General features: G+C 65.6%; 22 protein-coding genes. 20 read left to right on the forward strand and 2 right to left on the reverse strand.

Annotated features, from left to right (window positions below; genetic code table 11):
* Positions 1–545: 545 nt before the first annotated feature.
* The 4 genes from E9536_RS12680 to E9536_RS12695 are packed head-to-tail and all read left to right on the forward strand — an operon-like array spanning position 546 to position 3624.
* Complete coding sequence (locus tag E9536_RS12680) at positions 546–1550, forward strand: RluA family pseudouridine synthase (RefSeq protein ID WP_027788017.1); 1005 nt, start codon at positions 546–548, stop codon at positions 1548–1550.
* A gap of 11 nt (positions 1551–1561) precedes the next feature.
* The gene (locus E9536_RS12685) at positions 1562–2221 is read left to right on the forward strand and encodes an HAD-IA family hydrolase (protein WP_027788016.1); all 660 of its coding nucleotides are present in this window, start codon (positions 1562–1564) and stop codon (positions 2219–2221) included.
* Positions 2218–2619 (forward strand): Rieske 2Fe-2S domain-containing protein, encoded by a 402-nt coding sequence (locus tag E9536_RS12690; protein WP_021159704.1) that lies wholly within the window; start codon positions 2218–2220, stop codon positions 2617–2619. The genes E9536_RS12685 and E9536_RS12690 overlap by 4 nt, the downstream gene beginning before the upstream one ends.
* Positions 2620–2631: 12 nt before the next feature.
* On the forward strand, positions 2632–3624 hold the full coding sequence (locus tag E9536_RS12695; protein ID WP_027788015.1) for a S49 family peptidase: 993 nt from the start codon (positions 2632–2634) through the stop codon (positions 3622–3624).
* 62 nt (positions 3625–3686) lie between these two features.
* Here E9536_RS12695 and E9536_RS12700 read toward each other — a convergent pair whose 3' ends face one another.
* Both E9536_RS12700 and E9536_RS12705 read right to left on the reverse strand, forming a co-directional pair.
* Positions 3687–4409: an SAM-dependent methyltransferase gene (locus E9536_RS12700; protein WP_136469933.1), complete on the reverse strand. Its 723-nt coding sequence runs from the start codon at positions 4407–4409 to the stop codon at positions 3687–3689.
* Entirely contained in the window at positions 4406–5038 is a 633-nt protein-coding gene (locus tag E9536_RS12705; protein WP_059695439.1) for a Maf-like protein, read from the reverse strand. Before E9536_RS12705 ends, E9536_RS12700 begins: the two co-directional genes overlap by 4 nt.
* Positions 5039–5259: 221 nt before the next feature.
* Here E9536_RS12705 and E9536_RS12710 point away from each other — a divergent pair, with 221 nt between their 5' ends.
* The 16 genes from E9536_RS12710 to lepB all read left to right on the forward strand — a co-directional run bounded on the left by E9536_RS12710 (position 5260) and on the right by lepB (position 19570).
* Positions 5260–5898 (forward strand): DUF177 domain-containing protein, encoded by a 639-nt coding sequence (locus E9536_RS12710; RefSeq protein ID WP_021159702.1) that lies wholly within the window; start codon positions 5260–5262, stop codon positions 5896–5898.
* A 98-nt stretch (positions 5899–5996) separates the two neighbouring features.
* Positions 5997–6176: a 50S ribosomal protein L32 gene (gene rpmF, locus E9536_RS12715; protein WP_006051932.1), complete on the forward strand. Its 180-nt coding sequence runs from the start codon at positions 5997–5999 to the stop codon at positions 6174–6176.
* Between the two features lie 129 nt (positions 6177–6305).
* A complete protein-coding gene (gene plsX, locus E9536_RS12720; RefSeq protein ID WP_027788012.1) occupies positions 6306–7412 on the forward strand; it encodes a phosphate acyltransferase PlsX in 1107 nt (368 codons plus the stop codon).
* Complete coding sequence (locus E9536_RS12725; protein ID WP_027788011.1) at positions 7413–8402, forward strand: beta-ketoacyl-ACP synthase III; 990 nt, start codon at positions 7413–7415, stop codon at positions 8400–8402.
* Positions 8403–8485: 83 nt separating this feature from the next.
* On the forward strand, positions 8486–9418 hold the full coding sequence (gene fabD / locus E9536_RS12730; protein ID WP_060323431.1) for an ACP S-malonyltransferase: 933 nt from the start codon (positions 8486–8488) through the stop codon (positions 9416–9418).
* Between the two features lie 36 nt (positions 9419–9454).
* Positions 9455–10204 carry a 3-oxoacyl-ACP reductase FabG gene (gene fabG / locus E9536_RS12735; protein ID WP_034206773.1) on the forward strand — a complete coding sequence of 250 codons (750 nt, stop codon included), beginning with the start codon at positions 9455–9457 and terminating at the stop codon, positions 10202–10204.
* A gap of 144 nt (positions 10205–10348) precedes the next feature.
* Complete coding sequence (gene acpP / locus E9536_RS12740; RefSeq protein WP_004197638.1) at positions 10349–10588, forward strand: acyl carrier protein; 240 nt, start codon at positions 10349–10351, stop codon at positions 10586–10588.
* 167 nt (positions 10589–10755) lie between these two features.
* Complete coding sequence (fabF, locus tag E9536_RS12745) at positions 10756–11988, forward strand: beta-ketoacyl-ACP synthase II (RefSeq protein WP_021159697.1); 1233 nt, start codon at positions 10756–10758, stop codon at positions 11986–11988.
* Between the two features lie 12 nt (positions 11989–12000).
* Positions 12001–12465 carry a hypothetical protein gene (locus tag E9536_RS12750; RefSeq protein WP_021159696.1) on the forward strand — a complete coding sequence of 155 codons (465 nt, stop codon included), beginning with the start codon at positions 12001–12003 and terminating at the stop codon, positions 12463–12465.
* Positions 12466–12556: 91 nt separating this feature from the next.
* Entirely contained in the window at positions 12557–13156 is a 600-nt protein-coding gene (rpoE, locus tag E9536_RS12755) for an RNA polymerase sigma factor RpoE (protein WP_006490873.1), read from the forward strand.
* 84 nt (positions 13157–13240) lie between these two features.
* Positions 13241–13858, forward strand: coding sequence for a sigma-E factor negative regulatory protein (locus E9536_RS12760; protein ID WP_027788009.1), 618 nt, complete (start codon positions 13241–13243; stop codon positions 13856–13858).
* 5 nt (positions 13859–13863) lie between these two features.
* Positions 13864–14916: a MucB/RseB C-terminal domain-containing protein gene (locus tag E9536_RS12765; RefSeq protein ID WP_021159694.1), complete on the forward strand. Its 1053-nt coding sequence runs from the start codon at positions 13864–13866 to the stop codon at positions 14914–14916.
* A 16-nt stretch (positions 14917–14932) separates the two neighbouring features.
* The gene (locus tag E9536_RS12770; protein ID WP_060173756.1) at positions 14933–16423 is read left to right on the forward strand and encodes a DegQ family serine endoprotease; all 1491 of its coding nucleotides are present in this window, start codon (positions 14933–14935) and stop codon (positions 16421–16423) included.
* A 7-nt stretch (positions 16424–16430) separates the two neighbouring features.
* The gene (locus tag E9536_RS12775; RefSeq protein ID WP_027788006.1) at positions 16431–16667 is read left to right on the forward strand and encodes a glutaredoxin family protein; all 237 of its coding nucleotides are present in this window, start codon (positions 16431–16433) and stop codon (positions 16665–16667) included.
* 199 nt (positions 16668–16866) lie between these two features.
* Positions 16867–18660, forward strand: a complete 1794-nt coding sequence (gene lepA / locus E9536_RS12780; protein WP_021159691.1) for a translation elongation factor 4 — start codon at positions 16867–16869, stop codon at positions 18658–18660.
* Between the two features lie 16 nt (positions 18661–18676).
* Positions 18677–19570, forward strand: a complete 894-nt coding sequence (lepB, locus tag E9536_RS12785) for a signal peptidase I (protein WP_027788005.1) — start codon at positions 18677–18679, stop codon at positions 19568–19570.
* The last annotated feature ends 141 nt before the right edge of the window (positions 19571–19711 follow it).

The following is a 19711-nucleotide window of genomic DNA, read 5'->3' on the forward strand; positions in this document are numbered from 1 at the left end:
ACCTGCGAATACGGCTTCAAAGCACGGCGTTCACACACCGCACGCTGCACAAGCGCGCTAAGCCTGAGTCCGGGCATTGCCACGGGCGCGCGCAATGCGTCGCGCGCGCCGACGGGCGGCAGATGCTGCGGCTTGGGCCGCAGCGGGGAGTATCGAATCCAGCCCGACTTTCCCGCTTGGGGTGTACTTCCCTGGTTTGACGTCGCCAAGTCCCGCACGCTTCGCGGAACCAAATCGGGCGCAACGCCGTAATTTTCGCAACCGGCAGCTTGCGGACGCACTTCGCGCCGTCTGGCTGCCGATCAAATTCTTTTCAACCAACTTTCCGTTACCGCGGCACCTTGCCGACCGAATCCGCCTGTGGGCGCGATCCTTGCCGGCGAGCGGTGCCGTGCGTGCAACTTGCTGCATCTCTTTGATTAGGGGCGAGCAGCGGACCCCCGGCGCAAGTAAAATAGCGGTTTGCGCTTGCGCCTTGCCCGATTCGGTCGGGGCCGGCCGGTCAGGCCACCCACAACGTCAGGCTGGGCAAAATTATATTCAGTATGAATGAGTTAGGCAAAATATCCCAGAATTCGGTCGCAAGCGGCCAGGTATCGATGATCGAGATCGACGAAAACTCGGCCGGTCAGCGGATCGACAACTTCCTGTTGCGCGTCTGTAAAGGCGTGCCCAAAAGCCATATTTACCGGATCCTGCGCAGCGGCGAAGTGCGTGTGAACAAGGGCCGGATCGACGCGCAATACCGTCTGGCCCTTGGCGACATCGTCCGCGTGCCGCCCGTGCGCGTGGCGGCGGCGGACCTCGCGCGCGCCGACACGCCCGTCGTGCCGCCCGCGAATTTCCACGTGCTGTACGAGGACGACGCGATGCTCGTCATCGACAAGCCGGCGGGGGTCGCGGTCCACGGTGGCAGCGGCGTCGCGTTCGGCGTGATCGAGCAGATGCGCCAGGCGCGCCCGCGTGCGAAGTTCCTCGAACTCGTGCACCGGCTCGACCGCGAGACGTCCGGGATCCTGATGCTCGCGAAGAAGCGCACGGCGCTGGTGGGCCTGCACGAGCAGATTCGCGAGAACCGGATGGACAAGCGCTACTTCGCGTGCGTGCACGGCGAATGGCAGCCCGACTGGGGCCGCCGTCGCGCGGTGAAGGCGCCGCTGTTCAAGTATTCGACCCCGGAAGGGGAGCGCCGCGTGCGCGTGCAGGACGACGGGCTGCCGTCGCATACGGTGTTCAACCTCGTCGACCGCTGGCCGGACTACGCGCTCGTCGAAGCGGAACTCAAAACGGGTCGGACCCATCAGATCCGGGTGCATCTCGCCCATCTCGGCCTGCCGATCGCCGGTGACGCCAAGTATGGCGATTTCGCACTGAACAAGGCGCTGGCGCGCGCGAATGCGCAGCCGTCGTTGAAACGGATGTTCCTGCATGCGCACCGGCTGCGGCTCGCCCACCCGCTGACCGGCGAGGCGCTGCAGTTCGATGCGCCGCTGCCGGACGAATGCCGGCGCTTCCTCGATCAACTCAGCGCATTGCGCGATACCGCCTGAACCTGAACCGCATGGCTCGACAGCAATTTGACCTGATCGTCTTCGACTGGGACGGCACGCTGATGGATTCGACTGCGCACATCGCGCACAGCATCCAGGCCGCATGCCGCGATCTCGGCCTGCCCACGCCGTCCGACGAGGCGTCGCGCTACGTGATCGGCCTCGGCCTGCGCGACGCGCTGCAGATTACCGCTCCGACCCTCGATCCGTCCGACTATTCGCGGCTCGCCGAGCGCTACCGCTACCACTATCTGCTCGACGACCAGCGCATCGAGCTGTTCGCCGGCGTGCGCGAACTGCTCGCCGAGCTGCGCGACACCGGTTATCTGCTCGCGGTGGCAACCGGCAAGGGCCGGGTCGGGCTGAATCGCGTGCTCGACCAGTCGAAGCTGACGAGCCTGTTCGATGCGACGCGCTGCGCGGACGAGACTTTCTCCAAACCCCATCCGGCGATGCTGCATGAGCTGTCCCGGGAACTGGGGCAGGATCTTTCTCGCACCGTGATGATCGGCGACACGACGCACGACCTGCAGATGGCCGCGAGTGCCGGGGCGGCCGGCGTTGGTGTCGCTTACGGCGCGCACACGGCCGATGCGCTGGCCGCGCTCACGCCGCGCTTCGTCGCGCCGGACGTCGAAGCGCTGGCCGCGTGGTTGCGGGAGCACGCATGAGTGCGGCGCCGGACGCGATGCGCGTGTGCGCATCGGATGCCCTGGCCGACGGCGGTGCCGGCGTGCGCGTCGACGCGACGCTGCGCGGCGAGCAGGCCGTCGTGTTCTTCGTGCGCTACGAGGGGCGCGCATACGGTTACCTGAACCGCTGCGCGCATGTGCCGATGGAGCTCGACTGGGCCGAAGGGCAGTTCTTCGAATCGTCGGGCCTCTACCTGATGTGCGCGACGCATGGCGCGATCTACGAGCCGAACACCGGCAAGTGCGTCGGCGGCCCGTGCCGCGGCGGCCGGCTGCGGCCGGTCGAGGTCGACGAGCGCGACACGGCCGACGGGCGTGCGGTATTCTGGGTGCCCGACGCCGACCTGCGTCCCGCCGTTTCCGCCACGACCGACTGACGACAACACCGCATGGCCGACCAACCGAATTCCCCGGATTCCTCCTCCCGTCCCGACAGCCGTGAACCGAACTGGGAGCGTGCGGCGCTCGAGCGGATCGCGCTCGCGGCCGTCAAGGAGCAGCGCGCGGCGCGGCGCTGGAAGATCTTCTTCCGCTTCGCGTTCCTCGGCGTGTTCGTGCTGCTTGCGTTCGCGCTGATCGATTTCTCGAGCGATGCGAAGTTCTCGGCGAGCGGGCGGCATACGGCGCTCGTGACGATCGACGGCGAGATCGCCGCCGGCGTCAACGCGAACGCCGACGACATCAACACGGCGCTCGACGCCGCATTCGACGACGACGGTACGGCCGGCGTCGTGCTGCGGATCAACAGCCCGGGCGGCAGCCCGGTGCAGGCCGGGATGGTCTACGACGAGATCCGGCGGCTGCGCGCGAAGCATCCGGACAAGCCGCTGTACGTCGTCGTGACCGACATGTGTGCATCGGGCGGCTATTACATCGCGTCCGCGGCCGACAAGATCTTCGTCGACAAGGCAAGCATCGTCGGGTCGATCGGCGTGCTGATGGACGGGTTCGGCTTTACCGGCCTGATGGGCAAGCTCGGCGTCGAACGGCGCCTGCATACCTCGGGCGAAAACAAGGGATTCTACGACCCGTTCTCTCCGGACACGCCGAAGATGGACGCGCATGCGCAGGCGTTGCTCGATCAGGTGCACGCGCAGTTCATCAAGGCGGTGAAGGATGGCCGCGGCAAGCGGCTGCACGAGACGCCCGACATGTTCTCGGGCCTGTTCTGGACCGGCGAGAAGAGCGTCGAGCTCGGGCTCGCCGACGGCTTCGGCACGACCGACACGGTCGCGCGCGACGTGCTGAAGGCGCCCGATCTCGTCGACTATACGGTGAAGGAAAGCCTGACGAACCGTGTCGCGCGCAAGTTCGGCGCGGCCGTCGGCGGCGCCGCGATGAAGGCGCTGACGGCCGGCGGCGCGTCGGTCAGCCTGCGCTGACCGGAAGCGGGCGGGCCGCGATGGCCCGCCGATCGGCTGCCGGGCAGCCGCCGGTCGCGGCTTCAGTTCGCCAGCAGCAGGAAGATCGCAGGGCGCTTGTGCAGATTCGGCGCAGGCGCCTTTTTCCAGTCCGTCACGGTGCGGCTCGCGATCGTCTCGGTCGCGAGGGTCAGGTCGGCCGCGACGCAGATCTGCGTCGACGGTGCGCAGGTCGCGACGAGCGTGTCGAGCATCGCCTGATTCCGGTACGGCGTTTCGATGAAGATCTGCGTCTGGCGCGCCTTGCGTGACAGCTGCTCGAGTTCGCGCAGGCGTTTCGCGCGCGCGGCCGCGTCGACCGGCAGGTAGCCGTTGAACGCGAAACTCTGGCCGTTCAGGCCCGATGCCATCAGCGCGAGCAGGATCGAGCTCGGCCCGACGAGCGGCACGACCTTCACGCCGCGCTCGTGTGCGCGGCGCACCAGCAAGGCGCCGGGATCGGCGACGGCCGGGCAGCCGGCTTCGGATACGAGGCCGGCGTCCGCACCGGCCAGCACGGGCGCGAGCAGCCGGTCGATCTGGCCGGCCGGCGTATTGACGTTCAGTTCGCTGATCTCGATTTCCTGGATCGGGCGCGTCGTGCCGATCTTCTTCAGAAACGCGCGCGTCGTCTTCGCGTTCTCGCCGATGTAATAGCCGAGCGTGCTGGCGCGTGCCTGCACGGCTGCGGGCAGGACCGCCGCGAGCATCGATTCGTCGCCTTCGCCGAGCGTGTTCGGAACGAGATAGAGCGTGCCGGCCGTCATGTGCGGTCTCCACGGGTGGTTGCAAACAGCGGATAGTCGGCGGCGCGCAGCATCCGCGTGAGCGCGATCAGCGGCAGGCCGACGAGTGCCGTCGGGTCGTTCGAGTCGATCGCGTCGAGCAGCGCGATGCCGAGCCCTTCCGACTTGGCGCTGCCGGCGACGTCGTACGGCGTTTCCGCGCGCAGGTACGCATCGAGTTCGGCCTCGGGCAGCGAGCGGAAGCGCACGCGCGTGACGACGTCCTCGACCTGTGCTTCGCCCGTGCGGCTGTCATACAGGCAGAGCGCGCTGTGGAATTCGACTTCGCGTCCCTGCATCGACACGAGTTGCGCGAGCGCGCGCTCATGCGTGCCGGGTTTGCCGATCTGGAGCCCGTCGAAGGTCGCGACCTGGTCGGACCCGATCACGAGCACGCCGTCCGGCGCGTCGATCGTCGCGGCGACGGCGCGCGCTTTTGCGCCCGCAAGGCGCAGTGCGGTCGCGGCCGGCGTCTCGCCGTCGTGCGGGGTTTCGTCGAGGTCGGGCGACACGACGTCGAAGGGGATGCCGAGGCGCTCGAGGAGCGCGCGGCGGTAGCGTGAACTGGAGGCAAGAATCAGCCGCGGCGGGCGGCAAACGGTATCCGGCATGGTCGGTGGGATTGGTGAGTCGTCGGGTGTTGCGCAGCGTTGCTGCGGACGCAAGCTTAAGTGATTGACTGCAAAAGGTAAAACAGGTATGCTTTCCCGCTTTTCGTCGGCAGGCTTCCGTTGTGGTGGCGCCTGCCGGGTCTTCGGAAGTAAAGTACGGTCACCCGTACGCGAGCGGCACCAAGCCGGATCCGCAAGTCAGCCTGTAGGCAGGAGCGCACATGAACACTTCTTCTGGCAAACCTGCTGCGGCGCCACTTGATCCGCATGCAGTCGACCTGTTCGAGTTTGCCCGCAGCGGGCGGCAGGCAGCAGGCGCGGTGCACCTCTCGCAACTGCCGCGCATGTTAAACGAAGTGCCCGCGGACGCGCCAGATCGCGACACGGTCTTCACATGGCAGGCAGAAGGGTTCACCCAGAAGGAGTTGCAGGACGACGGCGCCGACGGGCAGCAGCCGTATCTGCGCCTCGCGGTGCACGGTCATGCGTGGCTCACGTGCCAGCGCTGCATGACCCCGTACGACCAGACGTTCGACGTCGACATGACGTACCGGGTCGTCGCGACCGAAGAAGAAGCTGAAGAATTTCCGCTCGACGACGATGAAGCCGATGTGATCGTGGGCTCACGCCAGTTCGATCTCGTCGACTTGATCGAAGAGGAATTGCTGCTTTCGTTGCCGCTCGTGCCCAAGCACGAGGTTTGCCCGGCAGTTCACGAAAGCCTCGTGTCGGGTGCGAGCGGTCCCGCGGAAGAGACGGACGAGGAGTCCGACGAAGCCGGGGACGAAGGCAAACGGCCGAATCCGTTCGCGGCGCTGGAAGCGCTGAAGAAGGGCGGTGACGGCACCAAGAAACACTAAGCAGTTGTGGCGCGGGAAGGCGTAAAGGCTTTGGGCCAGGGTAGTTAAGCGCCGGATCGGGCTGTGTTAGAATCCGGAAAATTATTTAGGAGTTAGTCATGGCAGTCCAGCAAAACAAGAAGTCGCCGTCGAAGCGCGGCATGCATCGTTCGCACGATTTCCTGACGGCAGCGCCGCTGGCAGTCGAGCCGAGCACGGGTGAAGTGCACCTGCGTCACCACGTCAGCCCGAACGGCTACTACCGCGGCAAGAAAGTCGTCAAGACGAAGAACGACTAAGCGTCAAGTCACGCGTTGCGCGCTACGTTTGCCGTTCGCGTGACAACTGGTTCGCTTGACACTTTCCTGGCTCAACAAAAAGGCGGCATTCAACTGCCGCTTTTTTGTGCCTGAAATTCGTCGCATTCCATGACCGTAAAGCTCACAATCGATTGCATGGGAGGCGACCACGGCCCGTCCGTGACCGTTCCCGCGGCAGTCAAGTTCGTCCGCGCGCATCCCGATGCGCACCTGATGCTCGTCGGCATCGAAAGCGCGATCCGCGCTCAGCTGAAAAAGCTGAAAGTCCTCGACGATCCCGCGCTGACCATCGTTCCCGCCACCGAAGTCGTGGCGATGGACGACCCTGTCGAAGTGGCGCTGCGCAAGAAGAAGGATTCTTCGATGCGCGTCGCACTCAACCACGTCAAGGAAGGCGCGGCGCAGGCCTGCATCTCCGCCGGCAATACCGGCGCGCTGATGGCCGTTTCCCGTTACGTACTCAAGACGCTGCCCGGCATCGAGCGGCCCGCGATCGCGTTCGCGCTGCCGAACCCGACCGGCTACACGATGATGCTGGACCTCGGCGCGAACGTCGACTGCGAACCGCAGCACCTGCTGCAGTTCGCGGAAATGGGGCACGCGCTCGTGGCTGCGCTGGAAGGCAAGGAGCGTCCGACGATCGGCCTCTTGAACATCGGCGAAGAGATGATCAAGGGCAACGAGACGATCAAGCGCGCAGGCGAACTGCTGCGCGCCAGCACGCTCAACTTCCGTGGCAACGTCGAAGGCAACGACATCTACAAGGGCACGGTCGACGTGATCGTGTGCGACGGCTTCGTCGGCAACGTCGCGCTGAAGACGTCCGAGGGGCTCGCGCAGATGCTGTCGGACATCATCCGCGAAGAGTTTGGCCGTTCGCTGATGTCGAAGCTGATGGCGCTGCTCGCGCTGCCTGTCCTGATGCGTTTCAAGAAGCGCGTCGATCACCGCCAGTACAACGGCGCGGCGCTGCTGGGGCTGAAGAGCCTCGTGATCAAGAGCCATGGTTCGGCCGATGCCTACGCGTTTGAGTGGGCAATCAAACGCGGGTATGATGCCGTCAAAAACGGCGTGCTGGAGCGCCTCACGCGTGCGATGGCGGATAATTCGGTGTCGCTCGGCGACGGCGAACACAACGCGGGCGGCGCGGGCCATGCAAGCCCCGCCGCAGGCCATCACGCCGAACCTTCCGCTGCGCAATCCTCTAAAGCATAAATGGCCCAATCGACTCTCTATTCCCGCGTGCTCGGCACGGGCAGCTACCTGCCGCCTGACCGCGTCACGAACCAGCAGTTGACCGATCGTCTTGCGAAGGAAGGCATCGAGACGAGCGATGAATGGATCGTTGCGCGCACGGGCATCCATGCGCGCCATTTCGCCGCACCGGACGTCACGACCAGCGACCTCGCGCTCGAGGCGTCGCGTCGCGCGATCGAGGCCGCCGGCATCGATCCGCAGTCGATCGACCTGATCATCGTCGCGACTTCGACCCCCGATTTCGTGTTCCCGAGCACCGCGTGCCTGCTGCAGAACAAGCTCGGCATCAAGAACGGCGGCGCGGCCTTCGACGTGCAGGCCGTGTGTTCGGGCTTCGCATACGCGATGGCGACGGCCGACAGCTTCATCCGCAGCGGCCAGCACCGCACCGCGCTCGTGGTGGGCGCGGAGACGTTCTCGCGCATTCTCGACTTCAAGGACCGCACGACCTGCGTGCTGTTCGGCGACGGCGCGGGCGCGGTGATCCTGTCCGCGTCGGAAGAGCCGGGCGTGCTCGGCAGCGCGCTGCACGCGGACGGCAGCTACTCGCATATCCTCTGCACGCCGGGCAACGTCAATCGCGGCGTGATCGAAGGCAGTGCGTTCCTGTACATGGACGGGCAGGCCGTGTTCAAGCTCGCGGTCAACGTGCTCGAGAAGGTCGCGATCGAGGCGCTCGCGAAGGCGAATCTCGCGCCCGAGCAGATCGACTGGCTGATTCCGCACCAGGCCAATATCCGCATCATGACCAGCACCTGCCGCAAGCTCGGCCTGCCGCAGGAGCGCATGGTCGTGACGGTCGACCAGCACGGCAACACGTCGGCCGCGTCGATCCCGCTGGCGCTCGACACCGCGGTACGCGACGGTCGCATCCAGCGTGGCCAGCACGTGCTGATCGAAGGCGTCGGCGGCGGCTTCACCTGGGGCGCGTCGGTCTTCCGCTACTGATCCGCGGCGCGCGACTGCTGCGCGCGGATCCCACCGGCGCGCCATTCGTGCGCGCCGTCCGAATCGATTCAATTGGGGACGATATGAAATTTGCATTCGTATTTCCGGGGCAGGGCTCGCAGGCGGTTGGCATGCTCAACGCATTCGCCGATCTGGCCGTCGTGCGCGAGACGCTCCAGGAAGCGTCCGATGCACTCAATCAGGATCTCGGCAAGCTGATCGCCGAAGGCCCGGCCGAAGAGCTGAACCTCACCGCCAACACGCAGCCCGTGATGTTGACCGCGGCCTATGCGTGCTATCGCGCGTGGCAGCAGGCGGGCGGCCCGGCGCCGTCGATCGTCGCCGGCCACAGCCTCGGCGAATACACGGCGCTCGTCGCCGCCGGCGCGCTCGCGTTCAAGGATGCCGTGCCGCTCGTGCGCTTTCGCGCGCAGGCGATGCAGACGGCCGTGCCGGTCGGCCAGGGCGGCATGGCTGCGATCCTGGGGCTCGATGACGACACGGTGCGTGCGGTATGCGCGGAAGCCGCGGAAGCGGGCGTCGTCGAAGCAGTGAACTTCAATGCGCCTGCACAGGTCGTTATCGCAGGCAACAAGGCCGCAGTCGAAAAGGCCTGCGAGATCGCGAAGGCGAAGGGCGCGAAGCGCGCGCTGCCGCTGCCGGTGTCGGCGCCGTTCCATTCGTCGCTGCTCAAGCCGGCGTCGGATCAGTTGCGCGACTACCTCGCGAACGTCGACGTGAAGGCGCCGCAGATTCCGGTCGTCAACAACATCGACGTCGCCGTGGTCAGCGATCCGGCCGCGATCAAGGACGCGCTGGTGCGCCAGGCCGCGGGCCCGGTGCGCTGGGTCGAGTGCGTGCAGTACATCGCAGGCACGGGCGTCACGCACGTGATCGAATGCGGTCCGGGCAAGGTGCTCGCCGGCCTGACGAAGCGCATCGACGGCAACCTGACGGGTGCGTCGGTGTTCGATCCGGCGTCGCTCGACGAAGCGCTCAAGCTGGTGACCGCCTGACGCGGCGCCTTTTCTCAAGAGACGGATATTCGATTCATGGACAAGACTCTCGATAAACAGGTTGCGATCGTTACCGGCGCATCGCGCGGCATCGGCCGTTCGATCGCGCTCGAACTCGCGCGCCTGGGCGCGACGGTGATCGGCACGGCGACGAGTGAGTCGGGCGCCGCGGCGATCACCGCGGCGTTCGCGGAAGCGGGCGTCGCGGGTCGCGGTGCGGTGCTGAACGTCAACGACGCGGCAGCCGCCGAGGCGCTGATCGACGCGACCGTGAAGGAATTCGGTGCGCTGAACGTGCTCGTCAACAACGCGGGCATCACGCAGGACCAGCTCGCGATGCGGATGAAGGACGAGGATTGGGACGCGGTGATCGACACCAACCTGAAGTCGGTGTTCCGCCTGTCGCGCGCGGTGCTGCGCCCGATGATGAAGGCGCGTGGCGGCCGCATCATCAACATCACGTCGGTGGTCGGCTCTGCCGGTAACCCGGGTCAGGTCAACTACGCGGCCGCGAAGGCCGGCGTCGCGGGCATGACCCGTGCGCTCGCACGTGAAATCGGCAGCCGCGGCATCACCGTGAACTGTGTGGCGCCGGGCTTCATCGACACCGACATGACGAAGACGCTGCCGGAAGAACAGCAGGCCGCGCTCAAGACCCAGATTCCGCTCGGCCGCCTCGGCAGCCCGGAAGACATTGCCCATGCCGTCGCGTTCCTCGCATCGCCGCAGGCCGGTTACATCACCGGTACGACGCTGCACGTGAACGGCGGCATGTACATGTCGTAACGATTTTCGTTTACCATCCGCGCCGTATCCCGTTTTTCAGGCGGATCGGCGCTTGATCGACCATCAAGCCAACGCGCGTTTTGGCGTCAGCAAACCTGATAAAATGCGCGCACTTGTAAATCTGAACTTTCCCTCGGAGGGGTAATGGACAACATCGAACAACGTGTCAAGAAGATCGTCGCTGAACAACTGGGCGTCGCGGAAGCCGAGATCAAGAACGAAGCTTCGTTCGTGAACGACCTGGGCGCCGACTCGCTCGACACCGTCGAACTGGTGATGGCTCTCGAAGACGAGTTCGGCATGGAAATCCCGGACGAAGAAGCAGAGAAGATCACGACCGTTCAGCAAGCGATCGACTACGCTCGCGCAAACGTCAAGGCGTAACAGGCGCCTTTCGCGCTTGTCCGCCACGTCGCCGCGATCTTCGCGATTGACGCGCCATCCTGCCGGCCTCGCGCCGGACGGACTAACAGCCACAGGGCTCGCAGGGCTGGTTCCTGTGGCCACTGTGGCTTTTGTTTTTGTCATCCAATAATGGAAAAGAGGTTACCGTGAGCCGCCGTCGTGTTGTTGTTACAGGCCTGGGGCTGATTTCGCCTGTTGGCAATAATGTTGCCGACGGCTGGGCCAATCTCGTCGCCGGCAAGTCCGGCATTGCCACCGTCACGAAGTTTGACCCGTCGAACCTCGCCGTCCATTTCGCGGGCGAAGTGAAGGGGTTCAGCGCCGAGGAGTACATCCCGGCGAAGGAAGCCCGGAACATGGATACGTTCATCCATTACGGCATCGCCGCCGGCGTCCAGGCCATCAAGGACAGCGGGCTGGAAGTGAACGAAACCAATGCGGAACGCATCGGCGTGCTGGTCGGTTCCGGCATCGGCGGCCTGCCGATGATCGAAGATACGCACCAGACCTACGTCGATCGCGGCGCGCGCCGGATTTCGCCGTTCTTCGTGCCGGGCTCGATCATCAACATGATCTCGGGTCACCTGAGCATCATGTTCGGCCTGAAGGGCCCGAACCTCGCGGCCGTCACGGCCTGCACGACCGGCCTGCACAGCATCGGCCTCGCGGCGCGCCTGATCCAGGCCGGCGACGCCGACGTGATGGTCGCGGGCGGCGCCGAATCGACGGTGTCGCCGCTCGGCATCGGCGGTTTCGCGGCAGCGCGCGCGCTGTCGACCCGCAACGACGATCCGGCCACCGCGTCCCGACCGTGGGACAAGGACCGCGACGGCTTCGTGCTGGGCGAAGGTGCGGGCGTGATGGTGCTCGAGGAATACGAAGCGGCGAAGGCGCGCGGTGCGAAGATCTACGCGGAAGTCTCGGGCTTCGGCATGACGGGCGATGCGTACCACATGACCGCGCCGAACATGGACGGCCCGCGCCGCTGCATGGTCGCGGCACTGCGCGACGCCGGCGTGAACGCGGACGAGGTCCAGTACCTGAACGCGCATGGCACGTCGACGCCGCTGGGCGACAAGAACGAGTCCGATGCGGTGAAGGCGGCTTTCGGCGAGCATGCGTACAAGATCGTCGTGAACTCGACGAAGTCGATGACGGGCCACCTGCTGGGCGGCGCGGGCGGCCTCGAGTCGGTGTTCACGGTGCTCGCGCTGCACAACAACGTGTCGCCGCCGACCATCAACATCTTCAACCAGGATCCCGAGTGCGATCTCGATTACTGCGCGAACACCGCACGTGACATGAAGATCGACGTGGCCGTGAAGAACAACTTCGGCTTCGGCGGTACCAACGGCACGCTGGTGTTCAAGCGCGTCTGACGCCGCAGTCACTTGACGAGTCCATTCGATGCGCCGGCCGGGCGTCCGCAGCGCTTTGCGTTGCGGGCCTCGGCCGTGTCATATGTCGTGCTGGCCGCGTTCGTCGCGTCGGCTGCCGCGTCGGCCTACCTGTTCTGGGCGCCGCGCGCGGGCGCTGCTGCGGGCGCATGCGTGTCAGCCGTGACGGCTGCGCTGCTGGCCGTATGCGCCGCACGGGCCTGTGCCCGCCGGCTGCCGGCCGAGCTGCGGATCGACGCGTTCGGGGAAATTGCGGCGTTTGGCCGCACCGGGCGCCTGCTGGCCCGTGGCCGCGTGACGGGGCATGCGCACTGGAGCAGCCTGCTGCTGGTGCTGTCGGTCGGACAGGGTGCCCGGCGGGCCCGGCCGCTGCTGATTCCGGCCGATGCGCTCGACGCCGCATCGTTCAGTGCGCTTTCCGTGCTGGCGAAGACGGCGGGCGCGGCGGGGCGGGCATGACGGCGGCGCGGTTACGTACCGTAACCAGCGTCCGGCGCGGGAACGTTACAATGACGCTCCGCGTTGCATCCCTAGTTAACGGATTTGTCAGGTGAGTGAAAAAGAAATCGATCAGGCTCTGGTCGAACGCGTACAGAAGGGCGACAAGGCGGCGTTCGAACTCCTGGTCTCCAAATACCACCGCAAGATCATTCGGCTGATCTCGCGCCTCGTGCGGGATCCCGCCGAGGTCGAGGATGTGGCCCAGGACGCGTTCATCAAGGCGTATCGTGCGCTGCCGCAATTCCGCGGCGAATCGGCGTTCTATACGTGGTTGTACCGAATTGCCGTCAACACGGCGAAGAACTACCTTGCGACGCAAGGCCGCCGGGCGCCGACCTCGACCGAGGCCGATGCGGAGGAAGCGGAAACTTTCTCCGACGCAGACCAACTAAGGGATATCAACACGCCTGAGTCGATGTTGATGAGCAAGCAGATTGCCGAGACGGTCAACGCTGCCATGGCTCTGCTGCCCGAGGAACTGCGCCAGGCAATTACGCTGCGCGAGATCGAGGGCCTGAGCTACGAAGAGATCGCGGAAATGATGGGCTGTCCGATCGGGACGGTCCGGTCGCGGATCTTCCGTGCACGCGAGGCAATCGCTGCCAAATTGCGTCCGCTGCTCGATACGCCCGAAGGCAAGCGCTGGTAAGCGCGACAGGCGGAGCGACGCGGGTCGGGGTCTAGTTACGTAGAGTCGTGAAGTCACGACGGGGTGTGCAAGATGGGGAGCATCATGGGGTCGGTCAATACGCAGTCGCAAGCGTGCTCGCGCGGCGAGCGCCTTTCCGCGCTGGTCGACGGCGAAATGTTCGATGGCCCGGACAACGGGCAGTTTCTGGCTGAGCTCAACCGCGCGGATCGCGCTGCGTGGGCCCATTACCACCTGATCGGCGATGCGCTGCGCTCGGACGAACTGGCGCTGTCGCCCGCGCTGAGCGTAGCGTTCACCGCGCGCATGTCGGCTGCGCTCGAAAGCGAGCCGCACCTGCTCGCGCCGGCGGCCGCGCCCGTCGCGCGCAAGCTGCTGTCGCTGCGCCGGCGCGTCGTGCCCGCGTTCGCGGTTGCCGCCGCGGCGGCCACGCTGACGTGGATCGTCGTCCCGCAAATGCAGACGGCCGGTGCCCCGGGCGCCGTCCAGGTCGCGTCGGCCGGTGCGCCGCAAGGCGGCAACCTGCAGCGTGTGACGGTTGCGCAGGCATCGGCCCAGCCGGGGCTGCAGGACGTCAACATCATCCGCGACGCCAGCCTCGACCAATACCTTGAAGCGCACCAGCAATTCGCGCAGCAGCCCGTCGTCACGGGTTCGATGCCGCTGATCCGCGCTGCCGTGACCACCACGCCAGGCCAATAAACCCGATGCGGACTTTGCAGTTGAATCAAGCCATCTCCGGATGGAAGCGGCTGCCGGCCCTCCTGCTTTGCGCAGCCGCCCTGTTGTCCGTTCAATCCCTTCCTGCCAGCGCCCAGCAACCGGACGATCCCGTCGCGACCCGCAAGGGTGCCGCGGACTGGCTCGACCGCGTCCAGCAAGCGGCGCAGCAGCAGAGCTACGAAGGCACGTTCGTCTATCAGCGCGGCGGGTATGTGCAGTCGTCGCGCATTGCGCACGTCGCGTCCCGCGACGGCGAGTTCGAACGCATCGAGACGCTCGACGGCAAGCCGCGCAAGCTGCTGCGCCACAACGACGAGCTGTACACGTTCGTACCCGAGCGCAAGCTGTGCGTGGTCGAGCGCCGTCAGACGCGCGACTCGTTCCCCGCGCTGCTCGGCGCGAGCGGCGAGCACGTGATGTCCGTCTACGACGCGAAGTCGCTCGGCAAGGATCGTGTCGCGGGGATCGACGCGCAGGTCGTCGAGCTCGTGCCGAAGGACGCATACCGCTTCACGTACAAGCTGTGGGCCGATGCGCGCACGGGGCTGCTGCTGCGTTCGCAGACGCTCGATGCGAACGATCATGTGCTCGAGCAGATCGCGTTCTCGCAATTGCAGACGGGCGGCGCAAGCGGCGACAAGGCCGCGATTGCGGCCGGCATGCGCAACCTGAGCGGCTGGACGGTCGTACGTCCGCCGGTCGCGACGGTCGACATGGAAGCGCAGGGCTGGCAACTCGCACCGAGTGTCGCCGGTTTCCAGAAGATTCGTGAGGTGCGCCGGCCGATGGCCGCGCGCGACGCGGGTGAGCCGCCGATTCCGGTCGATCAGGCCGTCTTCACCGACGGTCTCGCGACGATTTCGGTTTTCATCGAGCCGGCCGAAAAGAATACGCGCAAGGAAGGCGCGGGCAGCACCGGTGCAACGAACGTTCTCGTGAAGCGCCGCGGCGACTACTGGATCACCGTGCTCGGCGAAGTGCCGCCGGCTACGTTGCAGCAGTTCGCGTCTGCCATAGAATACAAGGCTTCCAAGTAACGCTACGGCTTCCGACATGATGAAACTCACGCTGCGCAAATGGCTCGCGGCGGCGGCGCTGTCTGCCTGCCTGCCGCTCGTGCCACATACCGCGGTCGCGGTGACGGCTCCCGCTGCCAGCCTGCCCGACTTCGCCGATCTGGTCGAAAAGGTCGGGCCGGCCGTCGTGAACATCCGGACCACCGCCAACGTGCCGACGAGCAGCGGCCCGCGCGGGATGCTCCCGCCGGGCTTCGACAACGGCGACATGTCGGAATTCTTCCGGCGCTTCTTCGGCATTCCGCTGCCGCAGGCGCCCGGCAATGGTGGCGGCAACCCGAAGAACGCGCCGGCGCCGGACAATCCGCCCGACACCGAACAGAATCGTGGCGTCGGTTCGGGTTTCATCGTGTCGGCCGACGGTTACGTGATGACCAATGCGCACGTCGTCGACGATGCGGACACCATCTACGTGACGCTGACCGACAAGCGCGAATTCAAGGCGAAGCTGATCGGCGTCGACGATCGCACGGACGTCGCGGTCGTCAAGATCCAGGCGTCGAACCTGCCGGTCGTCGCGATCGGCGATTCGAACAAGGTGCGTGTCGGCGAGTGGGTCGTCGCGATCGGTTCGCCGTTCGGCCTCGACAACACGGTGACGGCCGGCATCGTCAGCTCGAAGAGCCGCAACACGGGCGACTACCTGCCGTTCATCCAGACCGACGTCGCCGTGAACCCCGGCAACTCGGGCGGCCCGCTGATCAACATGCAGGGCGAGGTGATCGGCATCAACTCGCAGATCTACAGCCGTACCGGCGGCTTCATGGGCATCTCGTTCGCGATTCCGATCGACGAGGCGATGCGCGTGGCCGACCAACTGAAGGCGACGGGCAAGGTCACGCGCGGTCGGATCGCGGTAGCGATCGGCGAAGTGACGAAGGACGTGGCCGACTCGATTGGGCTGCCGAAGGCGGAGGGCGCGCTCGTCAGCAGCGTCGAGCCGGGCGGTCCGGCCGACAAGGCGGGCATCCAGCCGGGCGACATCATCCTGAAGTTCAATGGCCGTTCGGTCGACACGGCGTCGGATCTGCCGCGCATGGTCGGCGACACGAAGCCGGGCACGAAGGCGACGGTCAGCGTGTGGCGCAAGGGTCAGGCACGTGATCTGCCGATCACGATCGCGGAAACCCCGGCCGAATCGACGGCGAAGGCCGAACAGCGCAAGAACGCGCCGCAGAAGCCGCGCCAGGCCAACTCGCTCGGTCTGACGGTCAGCGATCTGACGGCGGAGCAGATGAAGACGCTGAAGCTGAAGAACGGCGTGCAAATCGACGGCGTCGACGGCCCGGCCGCCCGTGCGGGCCTGCAGCGCGGCGACATCGTGCTGCGTGTCGGCGACACCGACATCACGAACGCGAAGCAGTTCGCCGAAGTGACCGCGCAGCTCGATCCGCAGAAGGCGGTCGCGGTACTCGTGCGGCGCGGCGACAACACGCAGTTCGTGCCCGTGCGGCCGCGCCAGAAATAACGCGCCGATGTTCACGCTCTACGGCCGCGGCTGGTGCCACCTGTGCGACGACATGCGCGACGCCCTGGCGCCGGTGGCGGCCGAATTCGGTGTTGCGGTCGATTACATCGACATCGATACCGATGCGGCACTCGTCGCCCGCTACGACGAGGACGTGCCCGTGCTGCTGCTGGACGGTGCGGAAGTGTGCCGCCACCGGTTCGACGCCGCGAAGGTGCACGACGCGCTCGCGGCCCGGCGCTGAAGCCGGGCTGCTGCCTTGCGGCGGCGCCTGGCACCGGGCTTTGCCCGGCGGGCGGCCCCGGCAGGGTGCCGCGCGGGCCGGCGTTGGAAATACCGCCCGGCGAAGGCCTTTTCGGCTAAAATAAGCCGTTTTTTCACCGACTTACACAAGGCGTGCTCAGCGGTCGTCGAGCGCGCCTTTTTCGCTTGATCGGCACTGAATGGATCATATTCGCAATTTCTCGATCATCGCGCACATCGACCATGGCAAGTCGACGCTCGCGGATCGCATCATCCAGGTATGCGGCGGCCTCGCCGACCGTGAAATGGAAGCGCAGGTGCTCGACTCGATGGATATCGAGCGCGAGCGCGGCATCACGATCAAGGCGCAGACAGCCGCGCTGTCCTATCGCGCGCGCGACGGCAAGGTCTACAACCTGAACCTGATCGACACGCCGGGGCACGTCGACTTCTCGTACGAAGTCAGCCGTTCGCTGTCCGCGTGCGAAGGCGCGCTGCTGGTCGTCGATGCGAGCCAGGGCGTCGAGGCGCAGACGGTCGCGAACTGCTATACGGCGATCGAGCTCGGCGTCGAGGTCGTTCCCGTGCTGAACAAGATCGACCTGCCGGCCGCGAACCCCGAGAACGCGATCGAGGAGATCGAGGACGTGATCGGCATCGACGCGACCGACGCGACGCGCTGCAGCGCGAAGACGGGCCTCGGCGTCGAGGACGTGCTCGAAGCGCTGATCGCGAAGGTGCCGCCGCCGAAGGGCGATCCGGCCGCGCCGCTGCAGGCGCTGATCATCGACTCGTGGTTCGACAACTACGTCGGCGTCGTGATGCTGGTGCGCATCGTCAACGGCACGCTGCGTCCGAAGGACAAGATCAAGATGATGGCGACCGGCGCGCAGTATCCGGTCGAGCACGTCGGCGTGTTCACGCCGAAATCGCGCAATCTCGAATCGCTGTCGGCGGGGCAGGTCGGCTTCATCATCGCCGGTATCAAGGAACTGACGGCCGCGAAGGTCGGCGATACCGTCACGCATGCGACCAAGGCTGCCGCCGAGCCGCTGCCGGGCTTCAAGGAAGTGAAGCCGCAGGTGTTCGCGGGGCTGTATCCGGTCGAGGCGAACCAGTACGACGCGCTGCGCGAATCGCTCGAGAAGCTGAAGCTGAACGACGCGTCGCTGCAGTACGAGCCGGAAGTGTCGCAGGCGCTCGGTTTCGGTTTCCGCTGCGGCTTCCTCGGGCTGCTGCACATGGAAATCGTGCAGGAGCGGCTCGAGCGCGAGTTCGACATGGATCTCATCACGACGGCACCGACGGTCGTCTACGAGGTCGTGCAGAGCGACGGCTCGACGATCATGGTCGAGAACCCGGCGAAGATGCCGGAGCCCGGCCGCATCGCCGAAGTCCGCGAGCCGATCGTCACCGTGAACCTGTACATGCCGCAGGACTACGTGGGCTCGGTGATCACGCTGTGCGAGCAGAAGCGCGGCTCGCAGATCAACATGCAGTATCACGGCCGCCAGGTACAGCTCACGTACGAGATCCCGATGGCCGAGATCGTGCTCGATTTCTTCGATCGCCTGAAGTCGGTGTCGCGCGGCTACGCGTCGATGGACTACGAGTTCAAGGAATACCGTTCGTCGGACGTCGTGAAGGTCGACATGCTGATCAACGGCGACAAGGTCGATGCGCTGTCGATCATCGTGCACCGCTCGCAGTCGCAATACCGCGGCCGCGAAGTGGCCGCGAAGATGCGCGAGATCATCCCGCGCCAGATGTACGACGTGGCGATCCAGGCCGCGATCGGCGCGCACATCGTTGCGCGCGAGAACATCAAGGCGCTGCGCAAGAACGTGCTTGCGAAGTGCTACGGCGGCGACATCACGCGAAAGAAGAAGCTGCTCGAAAAGCAGAAGGAAGGCAAGAAACGGATGAAGCAGGTGGGTTCGGTCGAGATCCCGCAGGAAGCGTTCCTTGCGATCTTGCGCGTCGAAGACAAATAACAGGACTGTTCCTTTTATGAATTTTGCGCTGATTCTTTTTGTGCTCGTCATCTTGACGGGCGTAGCGTGGGTGCTGGACAAACTGGTGTTCCTGCCGCAGCGACGCAAGGCGGCCGACTCGGCGATCGAGGAGTTCGATCGCCAGCAGTCGCGCATCGACAAGCGTTTCGCGGATGAAAACGCGGTGCAGACGCGTTCGAAGCTGCGCGACGAAAAGCTGCGCCAGCCGTGGTGGCTCGAGTACACCGCGAGCTTCTTCCCGGTGATCCTGGCGGTGTTCGTCGTGCGTTCGTTCGTCGTCGAGCCGTTCAAGATTCCGTCGGGCTCGATGGTGCCGACGCTGCTCGTCGGCGACTTCATCCTCGTCAACAAGTTCGAATACGGGCTGCGCCTGCCGGTGACGAACACGAAGATCACGCAGGGCAGCCCGCTGTCGCGCGGCGACGTCGTCGTGTTCCGCTATCCGAAGGACGAGTCGGTCGACTACATCAAGCGCGTGATCGGCCTGCCGGGCGACACCGTCGCATACCAGGACAAGCAGCTCACGATCAACGGCCAGCCGGTGCCCGAAACGCCGCTGCCCGATTTCTTCGACGACGAGCGCCAGAATTACGCGAAGCAGTTCGAGGAAACGATCGGCAACAAGAAGAACGCGATCCTCAACAACCCGGCCGTGCCGCCGTTCGTGATGGGCGCATACGACTATCCGTTTCGCGACAACTGCACGTACAACAGCCGCGGCGTGATCTGCAAGGTGCCGCCCGGTCACTACTTCATGATGGGCGACAACCGCGACAACAGTGCGGACAGCCGCTACTGGGGTTTCGTGCCGGACCAGAACATCGTCGGCCGCGCGTTCTTCATCTGGATGAACTTCAGCGACCTCAAGCGCATCGGTTCCTTCAACTGATCGCATCCGGGTCACTCGCAATACGCGACGCACGGGCCGCGTCGCGTATTGCCGAACTACTTTAAGAACCGGCGGTAACACCGCCTCGTCACGCCTTTTCGCGTCCGGCCGTGCCGTTTCGGCCCGACCGGCGCCCGCGTT

This window comes from Burkholderia sp. LS-044, assembly GCF_004803625.1.
GTDB lineage: Bacteria > Pseudomonadota > Gammaproteobacteria > Burkholderiales > Burkholderiaceae > Burkholderia > Burkholderia cepacia.

Bases quoted from the DNA above. Each gene is read 5' to 3' on its own strand.
- E9536_RS12680 (WP_027788017.1), top strand. From the start codon at position 546: ATGAATGAGTTAGGCAAAATATCCCAGAATTCGGTCGCAAGCGGCCAG.
- E9536_RS12685 (WP_027788016.1), top strand. From the start codon at position 1,562: ATGGCTCGACAGCAATTTGACCTGATCGTCTTCGACTGGGACGGCACG.
- E9536_RS12690 (WP_021159704.1), top strand. From the start codon at position 2,218: ATGAGTGCGGCGCCGGACGCGATGCGCGTGTGCGCATCGGATGCCCTG.
- E9536_RS12695 (WP_027788015.1), top strand. From the start codon at position 2,632: ATGGCCGACCAACCGAATTCCCCGGATTCCTCCTCCCGTCCCGACAGC.
- E9536_RS12700 (WP_136469933.1), bottom strand. From the start codon at position 4,409: ATGACGGCCGGCACGCTCTATCTCGTTCCGAACACGCTCGGCGAAGGC.
- E9536_RS12705 (WP_059695439.1), bottom strand. From the start codon at position 5,038: ATGCCGGATACCGTTTGCCGCCCGCCGCGGCTGATTCTTGCCTCCAGT.
- E9536_RS12710 (WP_021159702.1), top strand. From the start codon at position 5,260: ATGAACACTTCTTCTGGCAAACCTGCTGCGGCGCCACTTGATCCGCAT.
- rpmF (WP_006051932.1), top strand. From the start codon at position 5,997: ATGGCAGTCCAGCAAAACAAGAAGTCGCCGTCGAAGCGCGGCATGCAT.
- plsX (WP_027788012.1), top strand. From the start codon at position 6,306: ATGACCGTAAAGCTCACAATCGATTGCATGGGAGGCGACCACGGCCCG.
- E9536_RS12725 (WP_027788011.1), top strand. From the start codon at position 7,413: ATGGCCCAATCGACTCTCTATTCCCGCGTGCTCGGCACGGGCAGCTAC.
- fabD (WP_060323431.1), top strand. From the start codon at position 8,486: ATGAAATTTGCATTCGTATTTCCGGGGCAGGGCTCGCAGGCGGTTGGC.
- fabG (WP_034206773.1), top strand. From the start codon at position 9,455: ATGGACAAGACTCTCGATAAACAGGTTGCGATCGTTACCGGCGCATCG.
- acpP (WP_004197638.1), top strand. From the start codon at position 10,349: ATGGACAACATCGAACAACGTGTCAAGAAGATCGTCGCTGAACAACTG.
- E9536_RS12760 (WP_027788009.1), top strand. From the start codon at position 13,241: ATGGGGTCGGTCAATACGCAGTCGCAAGCGTGCTCGCGCGGCGAGCGC.
- E9536_RS12765 (WP_021159694.1), top strand. From the start codon at position 13,864: ATGCGGACTTTGCAGTTGAATCAAGCCATCTCCGGATGGAAGCGGCTG.
- E9536_RS12770 (WP_060173756.1), top strand. From the start codon at position 14,933: ATGATGAAACTCACGCTGCGCAAATGGCTCGCGGCGGCGGCGCTGTCT.
- E9536_RS12775 (WP_027788006.1), top strand. From the start codon at position 16,431: ATGTTCACGCTCTACGGCCGCGGCTGGTGCCACCTGTGCGACGACATG.
- lepA (WP_021159691.1), top strand. From the start codon at position 16,867: ATGGATCATATTCGCAATTTCTCGATCATCGCGCACATCGACCATGGC.
- lepB (WP_027788005.1), top strand. From the start codon at position 18,677: ATGAATTTTGCGCTGATTCTTTTTGTGCTCGTCATCTTGACGGGCGTA.